Raw genomic sequence first — 15,698 nt, 5'->3', positions numbered from 1 at the left:
AATGCAATGGAGGATAGAGTTTTGAAGCGATATTTTGCGGTTGCGGTCCTTTTTATCCTGGCTGCCGGAACGGCCGACGCCCGCCCCTACCAGGAGATGTTTCCAAACAGAACGGACTTTTCCGATCAAGAAAAGCCATTGCTGGAAAAGCTCGACTTCCAGCAAGGGGCGATCAAGCTGCCTGCCGCGAAGGCGACTTTGAACGTGCCGACCGGTTTTTATTATCTCAACCCTGCCGATACGAAGACGGTGCTTGTCGATATCTGGGGAAACCCTGTTACAGCAGCCGAGGGGACGCTTGGAATGATATTCCCGGCCAAATATGCGCCGACGGATGTCGGATCCTGGGGTTCGATCGTCGAGTACAAGGCGGATGGATATGTCTCGGATGCGGACGCGGCAACGACCGACTTTGACGAACTGCTGCAGAATATCAAGGATTCCATCAGCGAGAACAATGCCGAGCGCCAGAAGCAGGGCTTTCCGAGGATCACGCTGATCGGCTGGGCTTCCGCGCCGCACTATGACAAGTCTGCACATGCGCTGCACTGGGCGCGCGATCTGCTGTTCGGCGATGACATGAAGGCGGACCACACCCTGAACTATTCCGTGCGCGTGCTCGGGCGCGAAGGTGTTCTGGAGTTCGATTTCATCGCCGGCCTTGCGGAGCTGAAAGAAATCGAGACCGCCATCCCGACCGTCACCAACCTCGTGCAGTTCGACAAGGGGATGACCTACGGCGATTATGTGGATGGCGACAAGATCGCTGCCTACGGCATGGCGGGGATGATCGCTGCCGGTGCCGGCGCCAAGGTGGCCGCGAAGGTCGGCTTGCTGGCCATGGCCGCCGTTTTTCTCAAGAAGGCCTGGATCCTGGTATTTGTGGTGTTTGGCGGGGCGCTGAGCTTTGTGAAGAGGCTCTTCACCGGCAAGAAAACGCCCAACGCATAGTACCGTCTGCGGGCGTGTCGCATCGAACGGGTTTTGTGCGACACGCACCTGCGCGGCGGTTATCTCGTCGCCATGGTCGATTTTCGGCTGAAAGACCTGCCGATAAGGCGGCCGCTCTTACTTCGCGCCGGCGCTATCCGGTGCCGGGACATCCGAGTTCTGTTTGCAGTCCTTCAGCCAGACGTCATAGATCGGATGCTCAACGGCGTTGAGGCCGGGGCTGTCGGCAAACATCCAGCCGGTGAAGATGCGGCGGATCTTGCGGTCCAGCGTGATCTCATCGACTTCGACGAAACCGTCGATCTTCTGGGCTTCCGACTGGTCGCGTGAATAACAGGCCTTCGGCGTGACCTGCAGGGCGCCGAACTGAACTGTCTCGTTGACATAGACATCGAAAGTGGTGATGCGGCCGGTGATCTTGTCGAGGCCGGAGAAGACGGCGACCGGATTATCGATGCGGGCAGCCTGTACTGGAGTGGAAAGAAGCCCGGCGGAAAGCGCCAGCGATACAGCTCCCGCAGCCGGCAGGACCGTGTTTCGCAGGGAAAGCTTCATATCTACCCGTCTCCAGCACATATCAGGTTCATGGCCGCAGCGATTGCGGCCAACCTGCGGGTAAAGGTCAATTGTGGCCAAAGCGCGGGTCAGAACCCGCTATCGGATGCCGATGCTCAGTTGCCCGGCGTCCAGGCGTCATAGTCGCCGGTTACGCGCGGACGTTCGCCGGCAACCGAGAGCGAGCCCGGCGGGCGGTAGGCCTGGGGCGAGCCGGTCGGGTTGGCGCGGTGCGGTTTCTGCCATTCCTTGGCAACGTAATTTTCCTGCGACGGCGCAACATTGGTGCGGTGATGCATCCAGCCATGCCAGCCCGGAGGAATGGCGGAAGCTTCGGCGTAACCCTTGTAGATCACCCAGCGCTTCGGCAGGCCGTAAGAAGAAAGACCGCCTTCATAATAGACATTGCCCAACTCATCTTCACCAACGCGCTTGAAGCCACGAAGGGCGAACAGCGTGCCGAAGGTGTAGTTGTTCCACCAAGTGAAGGTGTGCAGCAGGAACTTGATCATGTCTTTTCCTCGTGGCCGCAGGACGCGGACGAAAGCAGATAGGCTTTTCGCTTATGCCGCCGCCAAGCCGAATTGTCCAGTGATTCCCACCGAAACTGCGGTCATTTCAGGGCCATCTTGAAACCGAGATGCGACGGCTTGAAGCCCAGCCTTTCATAGAAGCGGTGGGCATCCTTGCGCGCCGCATTCGATGTCAACTGCAYGAGCCGGACACCGCGACTTTTCGCCTCGGCAATGGCAAATTCGATCATTCGAGCGCCGATGCCCTGCCCGCGCAGATCGGCGCGCGTCTGCACCGCCTCGATGATCATGGCGGATGCGCCGCGTCCGTTCAGCGATGTGGTGATCATCGTCTGGAAGGTGCCGGCGACGTCGCCTGCCAGTTCGGCGACATAAAGCGTTTGATTGGAAGACGCCGCGATCGTCGCGAAGGCGCCGGCATAATCCGGATAGACCTCAACATCGGTCGTGTCGCCATGGCCGCCCAGCGGATCGGCGGCGAACATGGCGATCAATGCCGGCAGATCGGCCTCACGTGCCTCGCGGATGATAATGTCGCCCGATGCCATTCAATGCGGCTCGAGCGCCTTTTCGAAGACCAGTGTCGGAATGCCGGACTGGCCGGGACCACTGTTCTCCTTGCGGCCGGACTCGACGAAACCGAGCCGCGTGTAGAAATGAATGGCTTCGTGGTTTTGCACCTCGACTTCCAGCCGCATGATCTCCGCATCCGGAAAGCAGGTTTCCAGCTCGGCGAAGATATCGCGCCCGATGCCCTGTCGCTGTTGATCCGGCCGGATGTAGAGGAGGTGCAGCATGACCGTCTTCGTCATCTCGTCCGACATTGCCGCATAGCCCATGCCACCGATGTCGCGGCCGTCATCGGCAACGAGGAATTCGGCGTTCTTCTTCGTGAGCCGCGCCTTCAGCGCAGTCGGCGAAAAGAGATTGGCGATCAGTTCGTTGACCTTCGCAATGCCGTGGCCGGCATCATAGGCAGCATGAAAGCTCTCGACCAGGAGGGCGCGAACCTTGTCGAGATCGCGCTCGCTGGCTGTTCGGACGAAATAAACCAAGACTTTCTCCCGGCGGCATCGGCCTTCCGAAAACCGCTTCACACCATTCGGCTGATGCCGTTGGCTTATTCCTCGATGCCGAGCTTGGCCTTGACGAGCGCTTGCACGGCCTGCGGGTTGGCCTTGCCACCCGTCGCCTTCATCACCTGACCGACGAACCAGCCGGCAAGCGTCGGCTTGGCCTGAACCTTGGCAACCTGGTCCGGATTGGCAGCGATGATCTCATCGACGGCCTTTTCGATCGCGCCGGTATCCGTCACCTGCTTCAGGCCGCGCGTCTCGACGATTTCGGCCGGGTCGCCGCCTTCGTTGAGCACGATCTCGAAAACATCCTTGGCGATCTTGCCGGAGATGGTCTCAGCCTTGATGAGGTCGATGATGGCACCGAGCTGGGCCGGAGAAACCGGCGTTTCCTCGATATCCTTGCCGGTGCGGTTCAGTGCGCCGAGCAGATCGTTGATAACCCAGTTGGCCGCCGCCTTGCCGTCGCGGCCTTCCGCAACGGCTTCGAAGTAATCGGCAATCGCCTTTTCCGAGACGAGCACGGAGGCGTCGTAGATCGAGAGGCCGAGCTCGCGGACGAAGCGCTCCTTCTTGTCGTCGGGCAGTTCCGGCAGATGCTGTGCGAGATCGCTGACGAAGGCGTMGTCGAATTCTAGCGGCAGCAGGTCCGGATCGGGGAAGTAGCGATAGTCATGCGCATCTTCCTTGGTGCGCATGGACCGCGTCTCGCCCTTGTTCGCGTCGAACAAGCGGGTTTCCTGATCGATCGTGCCCCCATCCTCGATAATGCCAATCTGCCGGCGGGCTTCGAATTCGATTGCCTGGCCGATGAAGCGGATGGAGTTGACGTTCTTGATTTCGCAGCGCGTCCCGAAGGGCTCGCCCGGACGGCGCACGGAGACGTTGACGTCGGCACGCATTGAGCCTTCGTCCATGTTGCCGTCGCAGGTGCCGAGGTAGCGCACGATCGAGCGCAGCTTCGTCATGTAGGCCTTGGCCTCATCCGAGGTGCGCATATCCGGCTTGGAGACTATTTCCATCAGCGCTACGCCGGAGCGGTTCAGGTCCACATAGGACATGGTCGGATGCTGGTCGTGCATCGACTTGCCGGCATCCTGCTCCAGGTGCAGGCGCTCGATGCCGATTTCGATATCCTCGAACTGGCCCTGACGGTCAGGGCCGAGGGAGATGACGATCTTGCCTTCGCCGACGATTGGATCCTTGTACTGCGAGATCTGATAGCCCTGCGGCAGGTCGGGATAGAAATAATTCTTGCGGTCGAAGACCGAACGATTGTTGATCTGCGCCTTCAGGCCGAGGCCGGTGCGCACAGCCTGCTTGACGCATTCCTCGTTGATGACGGGCAACATGCCGGGCATGGCCGCATCGACGAGTGAGACGTTCGAATTTTGCGGCTTGCCGAACTCCGTCGAAGCGCCGGAGAAAAGCTTGGAATTGGAGAGCACCTGGGCATGGACTTCCAGGCCGATGATGACTTCCCAATCACCGGTGGCGCCGGGGATATAACGTTTCTGATCAGGCGTGCGAACGTCGACAATGGTCATGAGATGCTCTTCGAAGGCTGTTCTTTTCAACTGGTGAGGTAAAGGAAATGGCCTGCCGGTGCAAGGCTTTCAGTGCCCCGGGAAGAGGTCTAGAAACCGGGACCGTAACCTTCCGGCTCTTGCGGACCGAGATGCTTGCTGAGACCGACCGATGGCACATCGCGGTCAAGCTTCGGATTATAGGCTACCGACAGCCAGCGGATCGCGTAGCCATGCTTCTGGAAGAAGGCGATCGCCTCGGAATTTCCCGAATGGGTCTGCATTGCTGCCTCCTCGAAGCCCCGCTCGAAAATATCGGCCTCAATATGCTCCAGCAGCGCAGTGCCGAGCCCCCGGCGATTGAAGGTCGGGGCGATCCAGAAGTCGGAAATCGTCTCGTCCAGCCCCTCGCGCGCCGCCCAACCGGCAACCTGTCCGTTCTGCTCGACGACCGTGATGGTCAGCCAGTTATTATCTACAAAAGTCCTGAAGGCAGTGCGGGCTCCATCCGTCATGGCGTCCGATTCGCCGATCAATGCCATCGCTCTCTGCCAGGCTCGCAAGCCAATCTCGCTCAAGAGCTCCGTTTCGCCTTCGCGGGCATTGCGAATGTGGATCAATGGCACCTCCGCTCTACAACAGGGAGTAGACCATTGAGTCGGGCAATTTTCCAGTCCCTACAATGAGATGAAGAAGCGAAAGCATGTTATCGGCAGCTTTTGTTCCGCTGCGCCTGCTTGACCGGATTGTGGTTACTGATAAAAAGCCCGATAGAGTATTTCCGTTTTCTGCGAAATACGAAAACACTCTATCTCTTTGTTTCACGCAATTCCGGACGCAAAACAGCTGAACACTTTTGCTGGAATTGCCTAGAGGTGTTTATGTCTAACCTGTCTGAGACCCGGTAAAGGCCCCTGCCCGCAAGCACAGCCTCGCGCGCATGGGCCCGAAAAACGAAGCCGCGGCGTATCGGATAATTCCGAACGCCAGATCGTTTTCGTGCGCCTTCATGAAGGCGCGTTTCCGGATCAACAGCAATGGACATCTCACGCGCAGAACAGCGCATCCTGCACCTTATGGCCCAGGGCGGCCGTATCGAAATTACCCGCGACAACAGAAAAATCGAGATGGTGAGCTGCTTCACCCGCGACGGCTGGGTCTATCCCGGCTTCGGTCTGGAGCTTTTCCGCAAGCTGAAACGGCTGAAGGCGATCAAGTCTTCCGCCGGTCAGCCATATCGGATTACCGAGAGAGGGCTGAAGCTCGTCAGAGCGCAACTCGATAACAAATAGGTATGACAAGAGCCTGGCCGCGCGGCGATGTTGCCGTGCGGCCAGGAGAGTTTCAAAGCTTCTCGGAAAGCTCGGTACGCATTGCCGTCCACTCCTCGGCGATCGTGCCTGTGCCGACCGYCTTGCCGGCGCGTCGATACCAATAGCCGGCGTTCCAGTCATCGCCTTCGACATGGTGGCAAAGGGCATGGCCCCAATCGAAGGGCTGCTCGCCTTCATGGTTCTGGCAGATTTCGTGAACCACCTCCCACTCCGCGCCCATTTTAAAGCCGCTGGCAGAGAGGCGATCAAATGCCTCGATCAACCGCGCAAGATCCTGTTTCGGCATGAGACCCTCTCCCGCAAAGTTCTCCCTCTATAACAGGCGCCGGCTCGAAATCCGAGACGGCGCCTGCCTTTCTTCAATCGCGCAGATTGATGATGTCGTTCATCAACCCGCCCGTACCGTTGTGGATGGTCAGGTGACCAACCTTGCCGGCGATGGTTTCAAGAGCCTCCAGCTCCTTCAGACGCAGCATGACCGGATTTTCGGCCATGACCTTTGCCGTGTTGAGGAGCGAACGCGTGGCATTCGTTTCCTCACGGCGGCGAATGACGTTCGCTTCGGCCTGCTTCTCAGCCGCAACGACCTGGTTGAGGATCTCGCGCATTTCGCCCGGCAGGTCACATCCTTGAGTTCGATACCGGAGACCTCAATACCGATCGTCGCCATGTCCTCGCGGACCTTCTCGGCTGCCTCAGTATTGATCGTCACCTTACGCTCAAGAATCTGATCAAGCGTCAAGGCTGCCAAGCGTGCGGCGGCTGTACTAGCGCTGGGCCAATTGCGTCTACAAACGGACCGGCAGAATCAACGACGCCGACCATTTTGTGGCCGGCGTCTGTAATCTTTTGGATCGGTAAGCCGGTTACCACCACTTGGCCGGCGTGAACTTGCCGGCGGCCTGTTCGATGACATGGGCGGTTTTGAAAAGGGTTTCCTCGTCAAAGGCCTTGCCGATGAGCTGCAGTCCGAGCGGCAGGCCCTTATGGTCCAGACCGGCGGGAACGGCGATGCCCGGCAGGCCGGCCATGTTGACCGTCACCGTGAAGATATCGTTGAGGTACATCTTTACCGGATCGGCAGCGAGGTTCTCGTCGGCGACACCGAAGGCGGAGGACGGAGTAGCCGGCGTCAGGATGGCATCAACGCCGGCATCGAAGGCGAGTTCGAAATCGCGTTTGATCAGCGTGCGAACCTTCTGGGCGCGCAGGTAATAGGCGTCGTAATAGCCGGCCGAGAGCACATAGGTACCGATCATGATGCGGCGCTTGACYTCCTGGCCGAATCCGGCGGCGCGCGTCTTCTCGTACATCTCAAGGATATCCTTGCCGTCGACGCGCAAGCCGTAGCGCACGCCGTCATAGCGGGCGAGGTTCGAAGAGGCTTCGGCGGGGGCTACGATGTAATAGGCCGGCAGAGCATATTTGGTGTGCGGCAGAGAAATGTTGACGATCTCGGCACCAGCATCCTTCAGCCAGGCAATGCCCTGTTGCCAGATGGCTTCGATCTCGTCGGGCATGCCGTCGACACGGTATTCGTTCGGGATGCCGATCTTCATGCCCTTCAGCGACTGGCCGATGGCGGCTTCGTAATCCGGTACCGGCAGGTCGACCGAGGTCGTGTCCTTGGCATCGACGCTTGCCATCGATTTCAGCAGGATAGCGGCATCGCGAACGTCCCGGGCGATCGGGCCGGCCTGATCGAGAGAGGAGGCGAAAGCAACTGTGCCCCAGCGCGAGCAACGACCATAGGTCGGCTTGATACCAACGGTACCGGTAAAGGCGGCCGGCTGGCGGATCGAGCCGCCGGTATCGGTTGCAGTCGCTCCGGCACAGAGATGGGCGGCAACGGCTGAGGCCGAACCACCGGAAGAACCGCCCGGTACGAGCTGCTGGTTGGAGCCTGCCGCGCGCCAGGGGTTGATGACCGCGCCATAGTGCGAGGTTTCGTTGGAGGAGCCCATCGCGAACTCGTCCATGTTGAGCTTACCGAGCATGACGGCGCCGTCATCCCATAGGTTCTGGGTTACGGTGGATTCATAACGTGGTTCGAAACCATCGAGGATATGGCTGCAGGCCTGGGTGTGCACGCCCACGGTTGCGAAGAGGTCCTTGATACCGAGCGGAATGCCTTCGAGATCGCCCGCCTTTCCGGCGGCGATGCGCTCGTCGGAATTCTTTGCCATGACGCGTGCAAGATCCGGCGTGACCTTGATATAGGCGTTAAGGTGACCATTGGCCGMGTCGATAGCCGAGATATAGGCCKCGGTCAGTTCGGTTGCGGTGATTTCCTTGCCGCGCAGCTTCTGGCGGGCTTCGGCAATGGTCAGGCTGGTGAGTTCGCTCATCGTGTTTTCGCTTCAGATCTGGAAATGGCAACAGGGTCGGAAAGAGGCGGTCAAAACCTTATTCGACGACTTTCGGCACCAGGAAGAAATTGTGGTCGGTTATCGGCGCATTGGCAACGACATCGGCGGCCTTGTTGCCGTCATTGACGACATCGGTGCGCTTCTTCATGTCCATCGGCGTTACCGAGGTCATGGCCTCGACACCCTCGACATCAACTTCGGAAAGCTGCTCGACGAAGCCGAGGATGCCGTTCAACTCACCGACCATGCGATTTGCCTCTTCTTCCGAGACGGCAATACGAGCAAGGCGCGCAACGCGCTTAACGGTGGCGAGATCGACGGACATGGCATTCTCCGGATAGGAATTTTCCTACCGCTATAAAGACCATGTCCGTCCTGTGCAACGGGTTTGCCTTTTCGGCAACGCATAATTCCAGCCCTCAAATCCTTGGGTATTTGAGAGCTTGGGCTTCAGAGCGACAGGCTTTCGCCGGGCTTAGGCGCCTTCACTTGCGTCTTCGAGGCTTCCATGCCGGCAATGAATTTTTCCGGCGTCTGGTCGATGATCGGGAAGGTGCCGTAGTGGCAGGGGATCGCCGTCTTGAAGTTGAAGTAACGCTGGCAAGCGAGAGCTGCCACCGCGCCACCCATGGTGAAGCGGTCGCCGATCGGAACGATGCCGATGTCCGGCTGGTGCAACTCGTTGATCAGCGCCATGTCAGAGAAGATATCCGTGTCGCCCATGTGGAAGAGGCTCGGTTCATCCTCGAAATGCAGTACGAGACCGTTCGCGCTGCCGAGCGAATGCGAAACGCCGTCTTCGGTGGTCTGCGCGGAGGAATGCAGCGCATTGGTGAAGGTGGCGGTGAAGCTGCCGAGCGGGACCGTGCCGCCGGTATTGCCCATTTCGAGCTTGTCGACGCCCTTGGTCCCGAGCCAGGAAGCAAGGTCGGCATTGGCGAGAACGATGGCGCCGGTATCCTTGGCAATCTGGACGGTATCACCGACATGGTCGCCATGGCCGTGCGTCAGCAGGATATGGGTGATACCGTTGGTCACGTTCTTGATATCCTGGCCGACGAAGGACGAATTATAGGTCAGGAAGGGATCGATCAGGATTTTGGCGGCTTTCGTTTCGATACGGAAAGCAGAATGGCCGAGCCAGGTGATCTTCATGAAAAGTCTCCTTGATTATGTGGTGCGAAAGACGATTTCGGGACCAGAGCAGTGCGACGCCCTTAGCGGCGGAAAACCGTTTCGCACTTTTCCTCGAATTGCTCTAAGGACATAGCCGATATGGCCGCAAAGAAAAGCGGTGGGAACTTCAATTTCTCTTGACGGGATGACAGAGCAATGACGGTGCTGACGATCGAGGAACTGGCCGAAACGATCGGGCCTGGACAGGCAATCGCCGGCCTCGATCTCGGCACCAAGACGATCGGGCTTTCCATGTCCGATCTCGGTCGCCGCTTCGCCACGCCGCGCCCGGTCATCAAGCGCGAGAAATTCACCATMGATGCCGAGACCCTGCTGGCCTTTGCCACGAAAGAAAAAGTCGCAGCCTTCGTCATCGGCCTGCCCATGAACATGGATGGATCGGCAGGGCCGCGCGTGCAGGCGACGCGGGCCTTCGTGCGTAACATGGAGCAGAAAACCGCTCTTCCCTTTGTCTATTGGGACGAGCGGCTGTCGACCGTGGCCGCCGAACGGGCCTTGCTGGAAATGGATGTTTCGCGGGCAAAACGCGCCGAACGGATCGATTCCGCAGCGGCGAGCTTCATCCTTCAGGGAGCGCTCGACAGGCTTTCCTTGCTGGCGAGATCTGTCGACGATCCCGAGGCGTGACGCGCCTTCCACCAGGCGGCGATCTGACGGCGCTTGCGGAAGCCCATGATGGCGAAGACGACGAGGCTGTCGACCGCAATCGCGCGGGCGACGAGCGGTGGGATTTCCTGCGGCGGAAGGCCGAGCACCTTGCCGTAGAGCTGGAAAGTCAGGTCATGGACCTGCCGCGTCAGCATGAAGATGCCGAAGTTCAGATCGTAATAAGAAAGCCAGTACCAGCCCGCCAGGAAGACGATCGGACCGGCCCAGAAGATCAGAAACCACTTCATGCGGCCTCTCCTTCGTGCTTGTGCAGGACCGGCATTTCAAAGGAAACGAGCCGGACCGACGATGCCATGATGCAGAGTACGAGCGTTGGCACGGCGATATCCAGCGCCAGCACAGCGAAAAACATCATCGCCGCGAGAAGCAACGCGGTTCTGGCGATTCTGGTTCCCATGACTGAACTCGGGTCCACACTCGTTACATTTCTACTGTAGACCACACTGGCGAGTTAACCGGCACCAGGCAACGTAAACCAATTGTTAAGGTTAACGGGCGGACGGAGCCTGTGGATTACTCAGCCGTAAACGCCGCGCACCAGCCGCTTCAGCGCTGTTGCCGCCTTCTCCCAGTCCTTGGCGTTCTTCAGCACCAGGCCCGCGCACTGACCGCCTGCGGCAGCAGAAAGCACCAGATGCTGGATCGACGCAAAGATCAGCGCATTGACGGCTGCGGTGTCGATGCCCTTCGGAGGCGCCAGCGAGCCGCGCATGCGATCGAGCCACTGGCCGAGCGCCTTGGAGCGCGCTTCGGAAAGCCGCCTCACCTGCTCGGTATTTTCGGACACTTCCCAGGCGACGATGCGGCGCATCAGCGGATCGTCGCGCAGCGCTTCCAGGAAAAGCAGCGCCAGCCGCTCCATGAGGTCGCCATAAGTCAAGAGGAACATGCCGCCGGTATCTTCGGGGATGCGGTCCTTGACCCAGTTGCCGAGATCGGCGCCGATCGCCTCGACGAGACCATCGAGACCGCCATAATAACGGTAGATAAGTTGCTTGTCGCAGCCGGAGCGGCGGGCGACGGCATTGATGCCGAAATTCTGGAAGCCTTCTTCGGCCAGCAGGTTCTTGGCCGCCTTCAGGATGGCGCGCTCGGTGGCGCTTCTATCGCGKATACGCTTTTCAGGCTCAGCGGCACTCGTCTGTTCGAGCACGGCCACGGCAGTTTCATTCAGCATTCGGTCAACCCCGGTCTGTCACCAATCGGTGAGTAACAGTGGAATTTTCCACCTACAATCCTATCTTATTGAGAAGACTGTGGATATTGATGGTCTTCAGCTCTGCTAACGCTGGCGGGCGGCCCGGCGGCATTTTTCACCCGATGCAACGCCCCGAGAAATCTTGGCCATGCGGTTGATCGCGATGGACGAACCMGGCATAGCTGCATTATGAACAGAGACGACAATTTCTGCTAAGGCCTTGCAATGGTGAATTATATCGAAGCCTCCTCCGCGCCGCCGAAAAATACGGGCGCCATCAGGCTTTATGGCCCTKAAGCATTCGAGGGAATGCGCAACGCGTGCCAGCTGACCGCACGCTGCCTCGATGCGCTTGCCGACATCGTCAAGCCAGGTCTCGCAACCAATGAAATCGATCGCTTCGTTTTCGAATTCGGCATGGATCACGGTGCCTATCCGGCAACGCTGAACTATCGCGGCTATACGAAGTCCACCTGCACCTCGATCAACCATGTGGTCTGTCACGGCATTCCCGACGACAAGCCGCTTCGCGAGGGCGATATCGTCAACATCGACGTGACCTTCGTCGTTGATGGCTGGCATGGGGATTCGAGCCGGATGTATCCGGTCGGCCAGGTCAAGCGCGCTGCCGAACGGCTGCTCGAAGTGACCTATGAGTCGCTGATGCGTGGTATCGCCGCCGTGCATCCCGGCGCCCGCACCGGCGCGATCGGCGAAGCGATCCAGACCTACGCCGAAGCCGAGCGCTGCTCCGTGGTGCGCGATTTCTGCGGCCATGGTGTCGGCCGCCTTTTCCACGATTCGCCGAACATCCTGCATTACGGCCGCGCCAATGAAGGGCCGGAACTGCGCGAAGGTATGATCTTCACCATCGAGCCGATGATCAATCTCGGACGCCCGCACGTGAAGGTACTAGCTGACGGCTGGACCGCCGTGACGCGCGACCGGTCGCTATCAGCACAGTACGAACATACGATCGGCGTGACCGCAAACGGCTGCGAAATCTTCACGCTTTCGCCCGCCGGCCTCGACCGGCCGGGCCTGCCACCGCTCAACGGGTGACATTGTCGATGGCGAAAGGGCCCGTTCCGCAGGCTGGCGATGACGAACTGCCTTTCGACACGGACGACGATCTCGTGGCAGACGAACGGGCGTTTTTCGGACAGCCGTCAAAGGCTGCAGCTCCCGCCAAAAAAACCGCCCTGCCCGTCAAGGAAGAGCATTATCACGGCCATCGCGAGAGGCTGCGCAACCGCTTCCGCGAACATGGCGATACGGCGCTTGCCGATTATGAAATCCTCGAACTCCTGCTTTTTCGGCTGATCCCGCGCCGCGATACGAAGCCGATCGCCAAGGCATTGATCGACCGCTTCGGCTCGCTTGCCGGCGTCTTCGGCGCACCTGCAGCACTGCTGCAGGAGGTCAAAGGCGTCGGAGAGGCAGTGGCGCTCGATCTGAAGCTGATATCCACCATTGGCCATCGCACGCTGAAGAGCGAGCTGAGGGATAAGCAGGTGCTTTCTTCGTGGTCGTCGGTCATCCAGTATTGCCATGCGGCAATGGCGCATGAAACGCGCGAGCAGTTCCGCATTCTGTTCCTCGACAAACGCAATACGCTGATCGCCGACGAGGTGCAGGGGCGCGGAACCGTGGACCACACACCTGTCTATCCGCGTGAGGTGGTGAGGCGGGCGCTTGAGCTTTCGGCAACGGCGCTGATTCTGGTGCACAACCATCCGTCGGGCGACCCCACCCCATCGCGCGCCGATATCGACATGACGAAGATGATCATCGATGCGGCAAAACCGCTCGGTATCGCCATCCACGATCACATCATCATCGGTAAAGACGGACAGGCAAGCCTCAAAGGCCTGCGTTTGATATAAGAACACGGCTAAGGCATGAAAAAGCCATCTTGGCATTCTTCAAGCTGAGCGACTGACAACAGGACGGGAAATATGGGCATTTCTCTTGGTCGCTTGTACGCGCCGCCGAGCCTTCAATCGCTGATAAGGCTGACACTTCTGCTGCTCGTCGTTACCGTTCTCTATCTCGGTTACCTGCAGCTTTCGACCAATGTGCATGCGGTGGTCGATGGCCAGGTCTACCGCTCCGCTCAGCCCTCCCCTGCAAAGCTCGGCGAACTCGTCAAGGAGTATGGCATCAAATCCGTACTGAACCTGCGCGGCGACAGCAGTGGCGAGGCCTGGTATGACAAAGAAGTCGCCGCAGCGAAGGGCCTCAATGTCCAGCATATCGATTTCCGCATGTCTGCGACGAAGGAACTCTCCATCGAGGAAGGGCGCCAGCTGATGGCGATCATGGCCGCCGCACCGAAACCCATGCTCATTCACTGCAAGGCCGGCGCCGACCGTACGGGGCTGGCTTCAGCCATCTACGTAGCCGGCGTTGCCAAGGAAGGCGAGATGGCAGCTGAATCGCAGATCTCGTTGACGTATGGCCATTTGTCGCTTTTCTTCATCGGCGCCTATGCGATGGACCGCACATTCGAGCGACTTGAGCCGATGTTCGGCTTTTTGAACTCCTAAACTGCGCCGAATTACAAACTGTAACATTGACCGGCTACCGATGAACGCGCGACATTTCGCGTCGCAATATGATTCCAATTCCAGTTCGGGGCTAAATGATGTTCCAGTACGATCTCGTGGTAGTAGGCAGCGGTCCGGCAGGGCGCCGTGGCGCGATCCAGGCTGCAAAACTCGGCAAGAAAGTGCTGGTCATCGAGCAGGGAAAGCGTGTCGGCGGCGTGTCCGTCCATACCGGCACGATCCCTTCCAAGACGCTGCGTGAAACTGCACTCAATCTTTCCGGCTGGCGTGAGCGCGGCTTTTATGGCCGCAGCTACCGCGTCAAGCAGGAAATCAGCGCCGAAGACCTGYGCCGCCGGCTGCTGATCACGCTCGACCACGAAGTGGAAGTGCTCGAACACCAGTTTGCGCGCAACCGCGTGCAGCATATTCGCGGCAAGGCGAGCTTTATCGATTCCACGACATTGCAGGTCATCAAGGACGACGGCGAAACCATGACGGTGACCGGCGCCAGCATTCTGCTCGCCGTCGGCACCAAGCCCTTCCGGCCCGACTACATGCCCTTCGACGGCAAGACCGTGCTCGATAGCGACGAGTTGCTCGATATGGAGGAATTRCCGCGCAGCATGGTCGTCATCGGCGCCGGCGTTATCGGCATCGAATATGCAACGATCTTTTCGGCGCTGGATACGGCCGTAACCGTCATCGATCCGAAATCGACCATGCTCGACTTCATCGACAAGGAAATCGTCGAAGACTTCACCTATCAGCTGCGCGACCGCAACATGAAGTTGCTGCTCGGCACGAAGGCTGAGAAGGTTGAACGACTCGATAGCGGCAAGGTGCAGCTTACGCTCGATAGCGGCCGGCATCTCGTGACCGACATGGTGCTTTTTGCCGCCGGGCGTATGGGCGCCACCGATACGCTGAACCTGCACGCAGTTGGTATCGAAGCCGACAGCCGTGGCCGCCTGAAGGTCAATCCCGAGACTTTCCAGACCTCGGTACCGAATATTTATGCCGCCGGCGATGTCGTCGGCTTCCCGAGCCTTGCGTCCACGTCGATGGAGCAGGGCCGCATCGCAGCGCGCGTCGCAATCGGCGCCGTCGCTAAGGAGCCGCAGAAATATTTCCCCTACGGCATTTATGCCGTGCCGGAAATCTCAACATGCGGCCTGACGGAAGAGGAAATGAAGGAGCGCGGCATTCCCTACGAATGCGGCATCGCCCGGTTCCGCGAAACCTCGCGTGGCCACATCATGGGCCTCGAGACCGGCCTCCTGAAGCTGATCTTTTCGCTGAAGACGCGCCGACTGCTCGGTGTACACATCGTCGGCGAAGGTGCCACCGAGCTGGTGCATATCGGCCAGGCCGTGCTGAACCTGAAGGGTACCGTCGAATATTTTGTCGAAAATACCTTCAACTACCCGACGCTTGCCGAGGCCTACAAGATCGCCGGCCTCGACGCTGGGAATCGAATGGGCGACATCAAGTCAGAGCTCTGAGGAAGCGAGGGATTTCCCTCGTCTTTCATGCTGGGACCTGAGAGCTGCTGGTCCGCGGGCTTTGTACCGACTGCGGCGAGGCCGTCGAAACATTGTTGGCGACGATCAAGAGGTCCTCGAACTGCCTATATCCTATGTCAAAAGATATTGGTAAGGTCGGCGCTGCTCGTGCCTTGCGTTATTCTATTGCGTTTTGTTAATCGCCTTCCCAAGTATGGTGCGCGCCTTTCGACAGC

The 15,698-nt window shown here is 59.1% G+C and carries 20 protein-coding genes and 1 pseudogene; 7 read left to right on the top strand and 14 right to left on the bottom strand.

The genetic code is table 11. The features are described from left to right. The first annotated feature begins 21 nt into the window (after window positions 1-21). Complete coding sequence (locus AC1DNW_RS19510; protein WP_477854096.1) at window positions 22-951, top strand: DUF2167 domain-containing protein; 930 nt, start codon at window positions 22-24, stop codon at window positions 949-951. A 117-nt stretch (window positions 952-1,068) separates the two neighbouring features. Here AC1DNW_RS19510 and AC1DNW_RS19505 read toward each other — a convergent pair whose 3' ends face one another. The 6 genes from AC1DNW_RS19505 to AC1DNW_RS19480 all read right to left on the bottom strand — a co-directional run bounded on the left by AC1DNW_RS19505 (window position 1,069) and on the right by AC1DNW_RS19480 (window position 5,261). Further along, the gene (locus AC1DNW_RS19505; RefSeq protein WP_113295679.1) at window positions 1,069-1,506 is read right to left on the bottom strand and encodes a DUF2155 domain-containing protein; all 438 of its coding nucleotides are present in this window, start codon (window positions 1,504-1,506) and stop codon (window positions 1,069-1,071) included. A gap of 116 nt (window positions 1,507-1,622) precedes the next feature. Beyond that, window positions 1,623-2,018, bottom strand: a complete 396-nt coding sequence (locus AC1DNW_RS19500; RefSeq protein WP_113295680.1) for an NADH:ubiquinone oxidoreductase subunit NDUFA12 — start codon at window positions 2,016-2,018, stop codon at window positions 1,623-1,625. A 101-nt stretch (window positions 2,019-2,119) separates the two neighbouring features. Further along, window positions 2,120-2,587, bottom strand: a complete 468-nt coding sequence (locus tag AC1DNW_RS19495; RefSeq protein ID WP_477854095.1) for an N-acetyltransferase family protein — start codon at window positions 2,585-2,587, stop codon at window positions 2,120-2,122. Beyond that, complete coding sequence (locus AC1DNW_RS19490; protein ID WP_113295682.1) at window positions 2,588-3,094, bottom strand: GNAT family N-acetyltransferase; 507 nt, start codon at window positions 3,092-3,094, stop codon at window positions 2,588-2,590. 65 nt (window positions 3,095-3,159) lie between these two features. Next, window positions 3,160-4,662 carry an Asp-tRNA(Asn)/Glu-tRNA(Gln) amidotransferase subunit GatB gene (gene gatB / locus AC1DNW_RS19485; RefSeq protein WP_477854094.1) on the bottom strand — a complete coding sequence of 501 codons (1,503 nt, stop codon included), beginning with the start codon at window positions 4,660-4,662 and terminating at the stop codon, window positions 3,160-3,162. Window positions 4,663-4,751: 89 nt separating this feature from the next. Beyond that, window positions 4,752-5,261, bottom strand: a complete 510-nt coding sequence (locus AC1DNW_RS19480) for a GNAT family N-acetyltransferase (RefSeq protein ID WP_113295684.1) — start codon at window positions 5,259-5,261, stop codon at window positions 4,752-4,754. A 417-nt stretch (window positions 5,262-5,678) separates the two neighbouring features. On the opposite strand from AC1DNW_RS19480, the gene AC1DNW_RS19475 reads away from it, so the two are divergent. After that, window positions 5,679-5,933: a YjhX family toxin gene (locus AC1DNW_RS19475; protein ID WP_113311615.1), complete on the top strand. Its 255-nt coding sequence runs from the start codon at window positions 5,679-5,681 to the stop codon at window positions 5,931-5,933. Window positions 5,934-5,985: 52 nt separating this feature from the next. Here AC1DNW_RS19475 and AC1DNW_RS19470 read toward each other — a convergent pair whose 3' ends face one another. The 5 genes and pseudogenes from AC1DNW_RS19470 to AC1DNW_RS19450 all read right to left on the bottom strand — a co-directional run bounded on the left by AC1DNW_RS19470 (window position 5,986) and on the right by AC1DNW_RS19450 (window position 9,499). Beyond that, the gene (locus AC1DNW_RS19470; RefSeq protein WP_477854093.1) at window positions 5,986-6,261 is read right to left on the bottom strand and encodes a hypothetical protein; all 276 of its coding nucleotides are present in this window, start codon (window positions 6,259-6,261) and stop codon (window positions 5,986-5,988) included. Between the two features lie 73 nt (window positions 6,262-6,334). Beyond that, window positions 6,335-6,726 (bottom strand): annotated as a pseudogene (locus AC1DNW_RS19465) (SPFH domain-containing protein); the annotation flags it as partial. 115 nt (window positions 6,727-6,841) lie between these two features. After that, window positions 6,842-8,323, bottom strand: a complete 1,482-nt coding sequence (gene gatA / locus AC1DNW_RS19460; protein ID WP_477854092.1) for an Asp-tRNA(Asn)/Glu-tRNA(Gln) amidotransferase subunit GatA — start codon at window positions 8,321-8,323, stop codon at window positions 6,842-6,844. A gap of 58 nt (window positions 8,324-8,381) precedes the next feature. Next, window positions 8,382-8,669: an Asp-tRNA(Asn)/Glu-tRNA(Gln) amidotransferase subunit GatC gene (gene gatC, locus AC1DNW_RS19455; RefSeq protein WP_113295688.1), complete on the bottom strand. Its 288-nt coding sequence runs from the start codon at window positions 8,667-8,669 to the stop codon at window positions 8,382-8,384. 125 nt (window positions 8,670-8,794) lie between these two features. Beyond that, complete coding sequence (locus tag AC1DNW_RS19450; RefSeq protein ID WP_113311614.1) at window positions 8,795-9,499, bottom strand: metal-dependent hydrolase; 705 nt, start codon at window positions 9,497-9,499, stop codon at window positions 8,795-8,797. Between the two features lie 177 nt (window positions 9,500-9,676). Between AC1DNW_RS19450 and ruvX the strand changes: the two genes are divergently transcribed. Next, window positions 9,677-10,168: a Holliday junction resolvase RuvX gene (gene ruvX / locus AC1DNW_RS19445; RefSeq protein ID WP_113311613.1), complete on the top strand. Its 492-nt coding sequence runs from the start codon at window positions 9,677-9,679 to the stop codon at window positions 10,166-10,168. Here ruvX and AC1DNW_RS19440 read toward each other — a convergent pair. From AC1DNW_RS19440 to AC1DNW_RS19430, 3 genes are all read right to left on the bottom strand, one after another. Then, a complete protein-coding gene (locus tag AC1DNW_RS19440; RefSeq protein ID WP_113311612.1) occupies window positions 10,108-10,437 on the bottom strand; it encodes a DUF6105 family protein in 330 nt (109 codons plus the stop codon). The two genes, ruvX and AC1DNW_RS19440, sit on opposite strands and share 61 nt — an antisense overlap. Further along, window positions 10,434-10,607 carry a hypothetical protein gene (locus AC1DNW_RS19435; RefSeq protein WP_477854091.1) on the bottom strand — a complete coding sequence of 58 codons (174 nt, stop codon included), beginning with the start codon at window positions 10,605-10,607 and terminating at the stop codon, window positions 10,434-10,436. Before AC1DNW_RS19435 ends, AC1DNW_RS19440 begins: the two co-directional genes overlap by 4 nt. Before the next feature lie 120 nt (window positions 10,608-10,727). Continuing rightward, window positions 10,728-11,387 (bottom strand): TetR/AcrR family transcriptional regulator, encoded by a 660-nt coding sequence (locus tag AC1DNW_RS19430; protein WP_113311611.1) that lies wholly within the window; start codon window positions 11,385-11,387, stop codon window positions 10,728-10,730. A gap of 246 nt (window positions 11,388-11,633) precedes the next feature. On the opposite strand from AC1DNW_RS19430, the gene map reads away from it, so the two are divergent. From map to sthA, 4 genes are all read left to right on the top strand, one after another. Beyond that, a complete protein-coding gene (map, locus tag AC1DNW_RS19425) occupies window positions 11,634-12,470 on the top strand; it encodes a type I methionyl aminopeptidase (protein ID WP_477854090.1) in 837 nt (278 codons plus the stop codon). 8 nt (window positions 12,471-12,478) lie between these two features. Further along, on the top strand, window positions 12,479-13,294 hold the full coding sequence (gene radC / locus AC1DNW_RS19420) for a RadC family protein (RefSeq protein ID WP_113311610.1): 816 nt from the start codon (window positions 12,479-12,481) through the stop codon (window positions 13,292-13,294). A 72-nt stretch (window positions 13,295-13,366) separates the two neighbouring features. After that, window positions 13,367-13,957: a dual specificity protein phosphatase family protein gene (locus AC1DNW_RS19415; RefSeq protein WP_113311609.1), complete on the top strand. Its 591-nt coding sequence runs from the start codon at window positions 13,367-13,369 to the stop codon at window positions 13,955-13,957. Window positions 13,958-14,055: 98 nt separating this feature from the next. Further along, complete coding sequence (sthA, locus tag AC1DNW_RS19410) at window positions 14,056-15,462, top strand: Si-specific NAD(P)(+) transhydrogenase (protein WP_477854118.1); 1,407 nt, start codon at window positions 14,056-14,058, stop codon at window positions 15,460-15,462. Window positions 15,463-15,698 lie beyond the last annotated feature (236 nt).

It is taken from the genome of Rhizobium sp. 05L429 (assembly GCF_056397645.1).
This window is presented reverse-complemented; position numbering and strand designations above follow the sequence as displayed.

Bases quoted from the DNA above. Each gene is read 5' to 3' on its own strand.
- AC1DNW_RS19475 (WP_113311615.1), top strand. From the start codon at position 5,679: ATGGACATCTCACGCGCAGAACAGCGCATCCTGCACCTTATGGCCCAG.
- AC1DNW_RS19505 (WP_113295679.1), bottom strand. From the start codon at position 1,506: ATGAAGCTTTCCCTGCGAAACACGGTCCTGCCGGCTGCGGGAGCTGTA.
- AC1DNW_RS19500 (WP_113295680.1), bottom strand. From the start codon at position 2,018: ATGATCAAGTTCCTGCTGCACACCTTCACTTGGTGGAACAACTACACC.
- AC1DNW_RS19435 (WP_477854091.1), bottom strand. From the start codon at position 10,607: ATGGGAACCAGAATCGCCAGAACCGCGTTGCTTCTCGCGGCGATGATG.
- AC1DNW_RS19450 (WP_113311614.1), bottom strand. From the start codon at position 9,499: ATGAAGATCACCTGGCTCGGCCATTCTGCTTTCCGTATCGAAACGAAA.
- gatC (WP_113295688.1), bottom strand. From the start codon at position 8,669: ATGTCCGTCGATCTCGCCACCGTTAAGCGCGTTGCGCGCCTTGCTCGT.
- AC1DNW_RS19415 (WP_113311609.1), top strand. From the start codon at position 13,367: ATGGGCATTTCTCTTGGTCGCTTGTACGCGCCGCCGAGCCTTCAATCG.
- radC (WP_113311610.1), top strand. From the start codon at position 12,479: ATGGCGAAAGGGCCCGTTCCGCAGGCTGGCGATGACGAACTGCCTTTC.
- AC1DNW_RS19440 (WP_113311612.1), bottom strand. From the start codon at position 10,437: ATGAAGTGGTTTCTGATCTTCTGGGCCGGTCCGATCGTCTTCCTGGCG.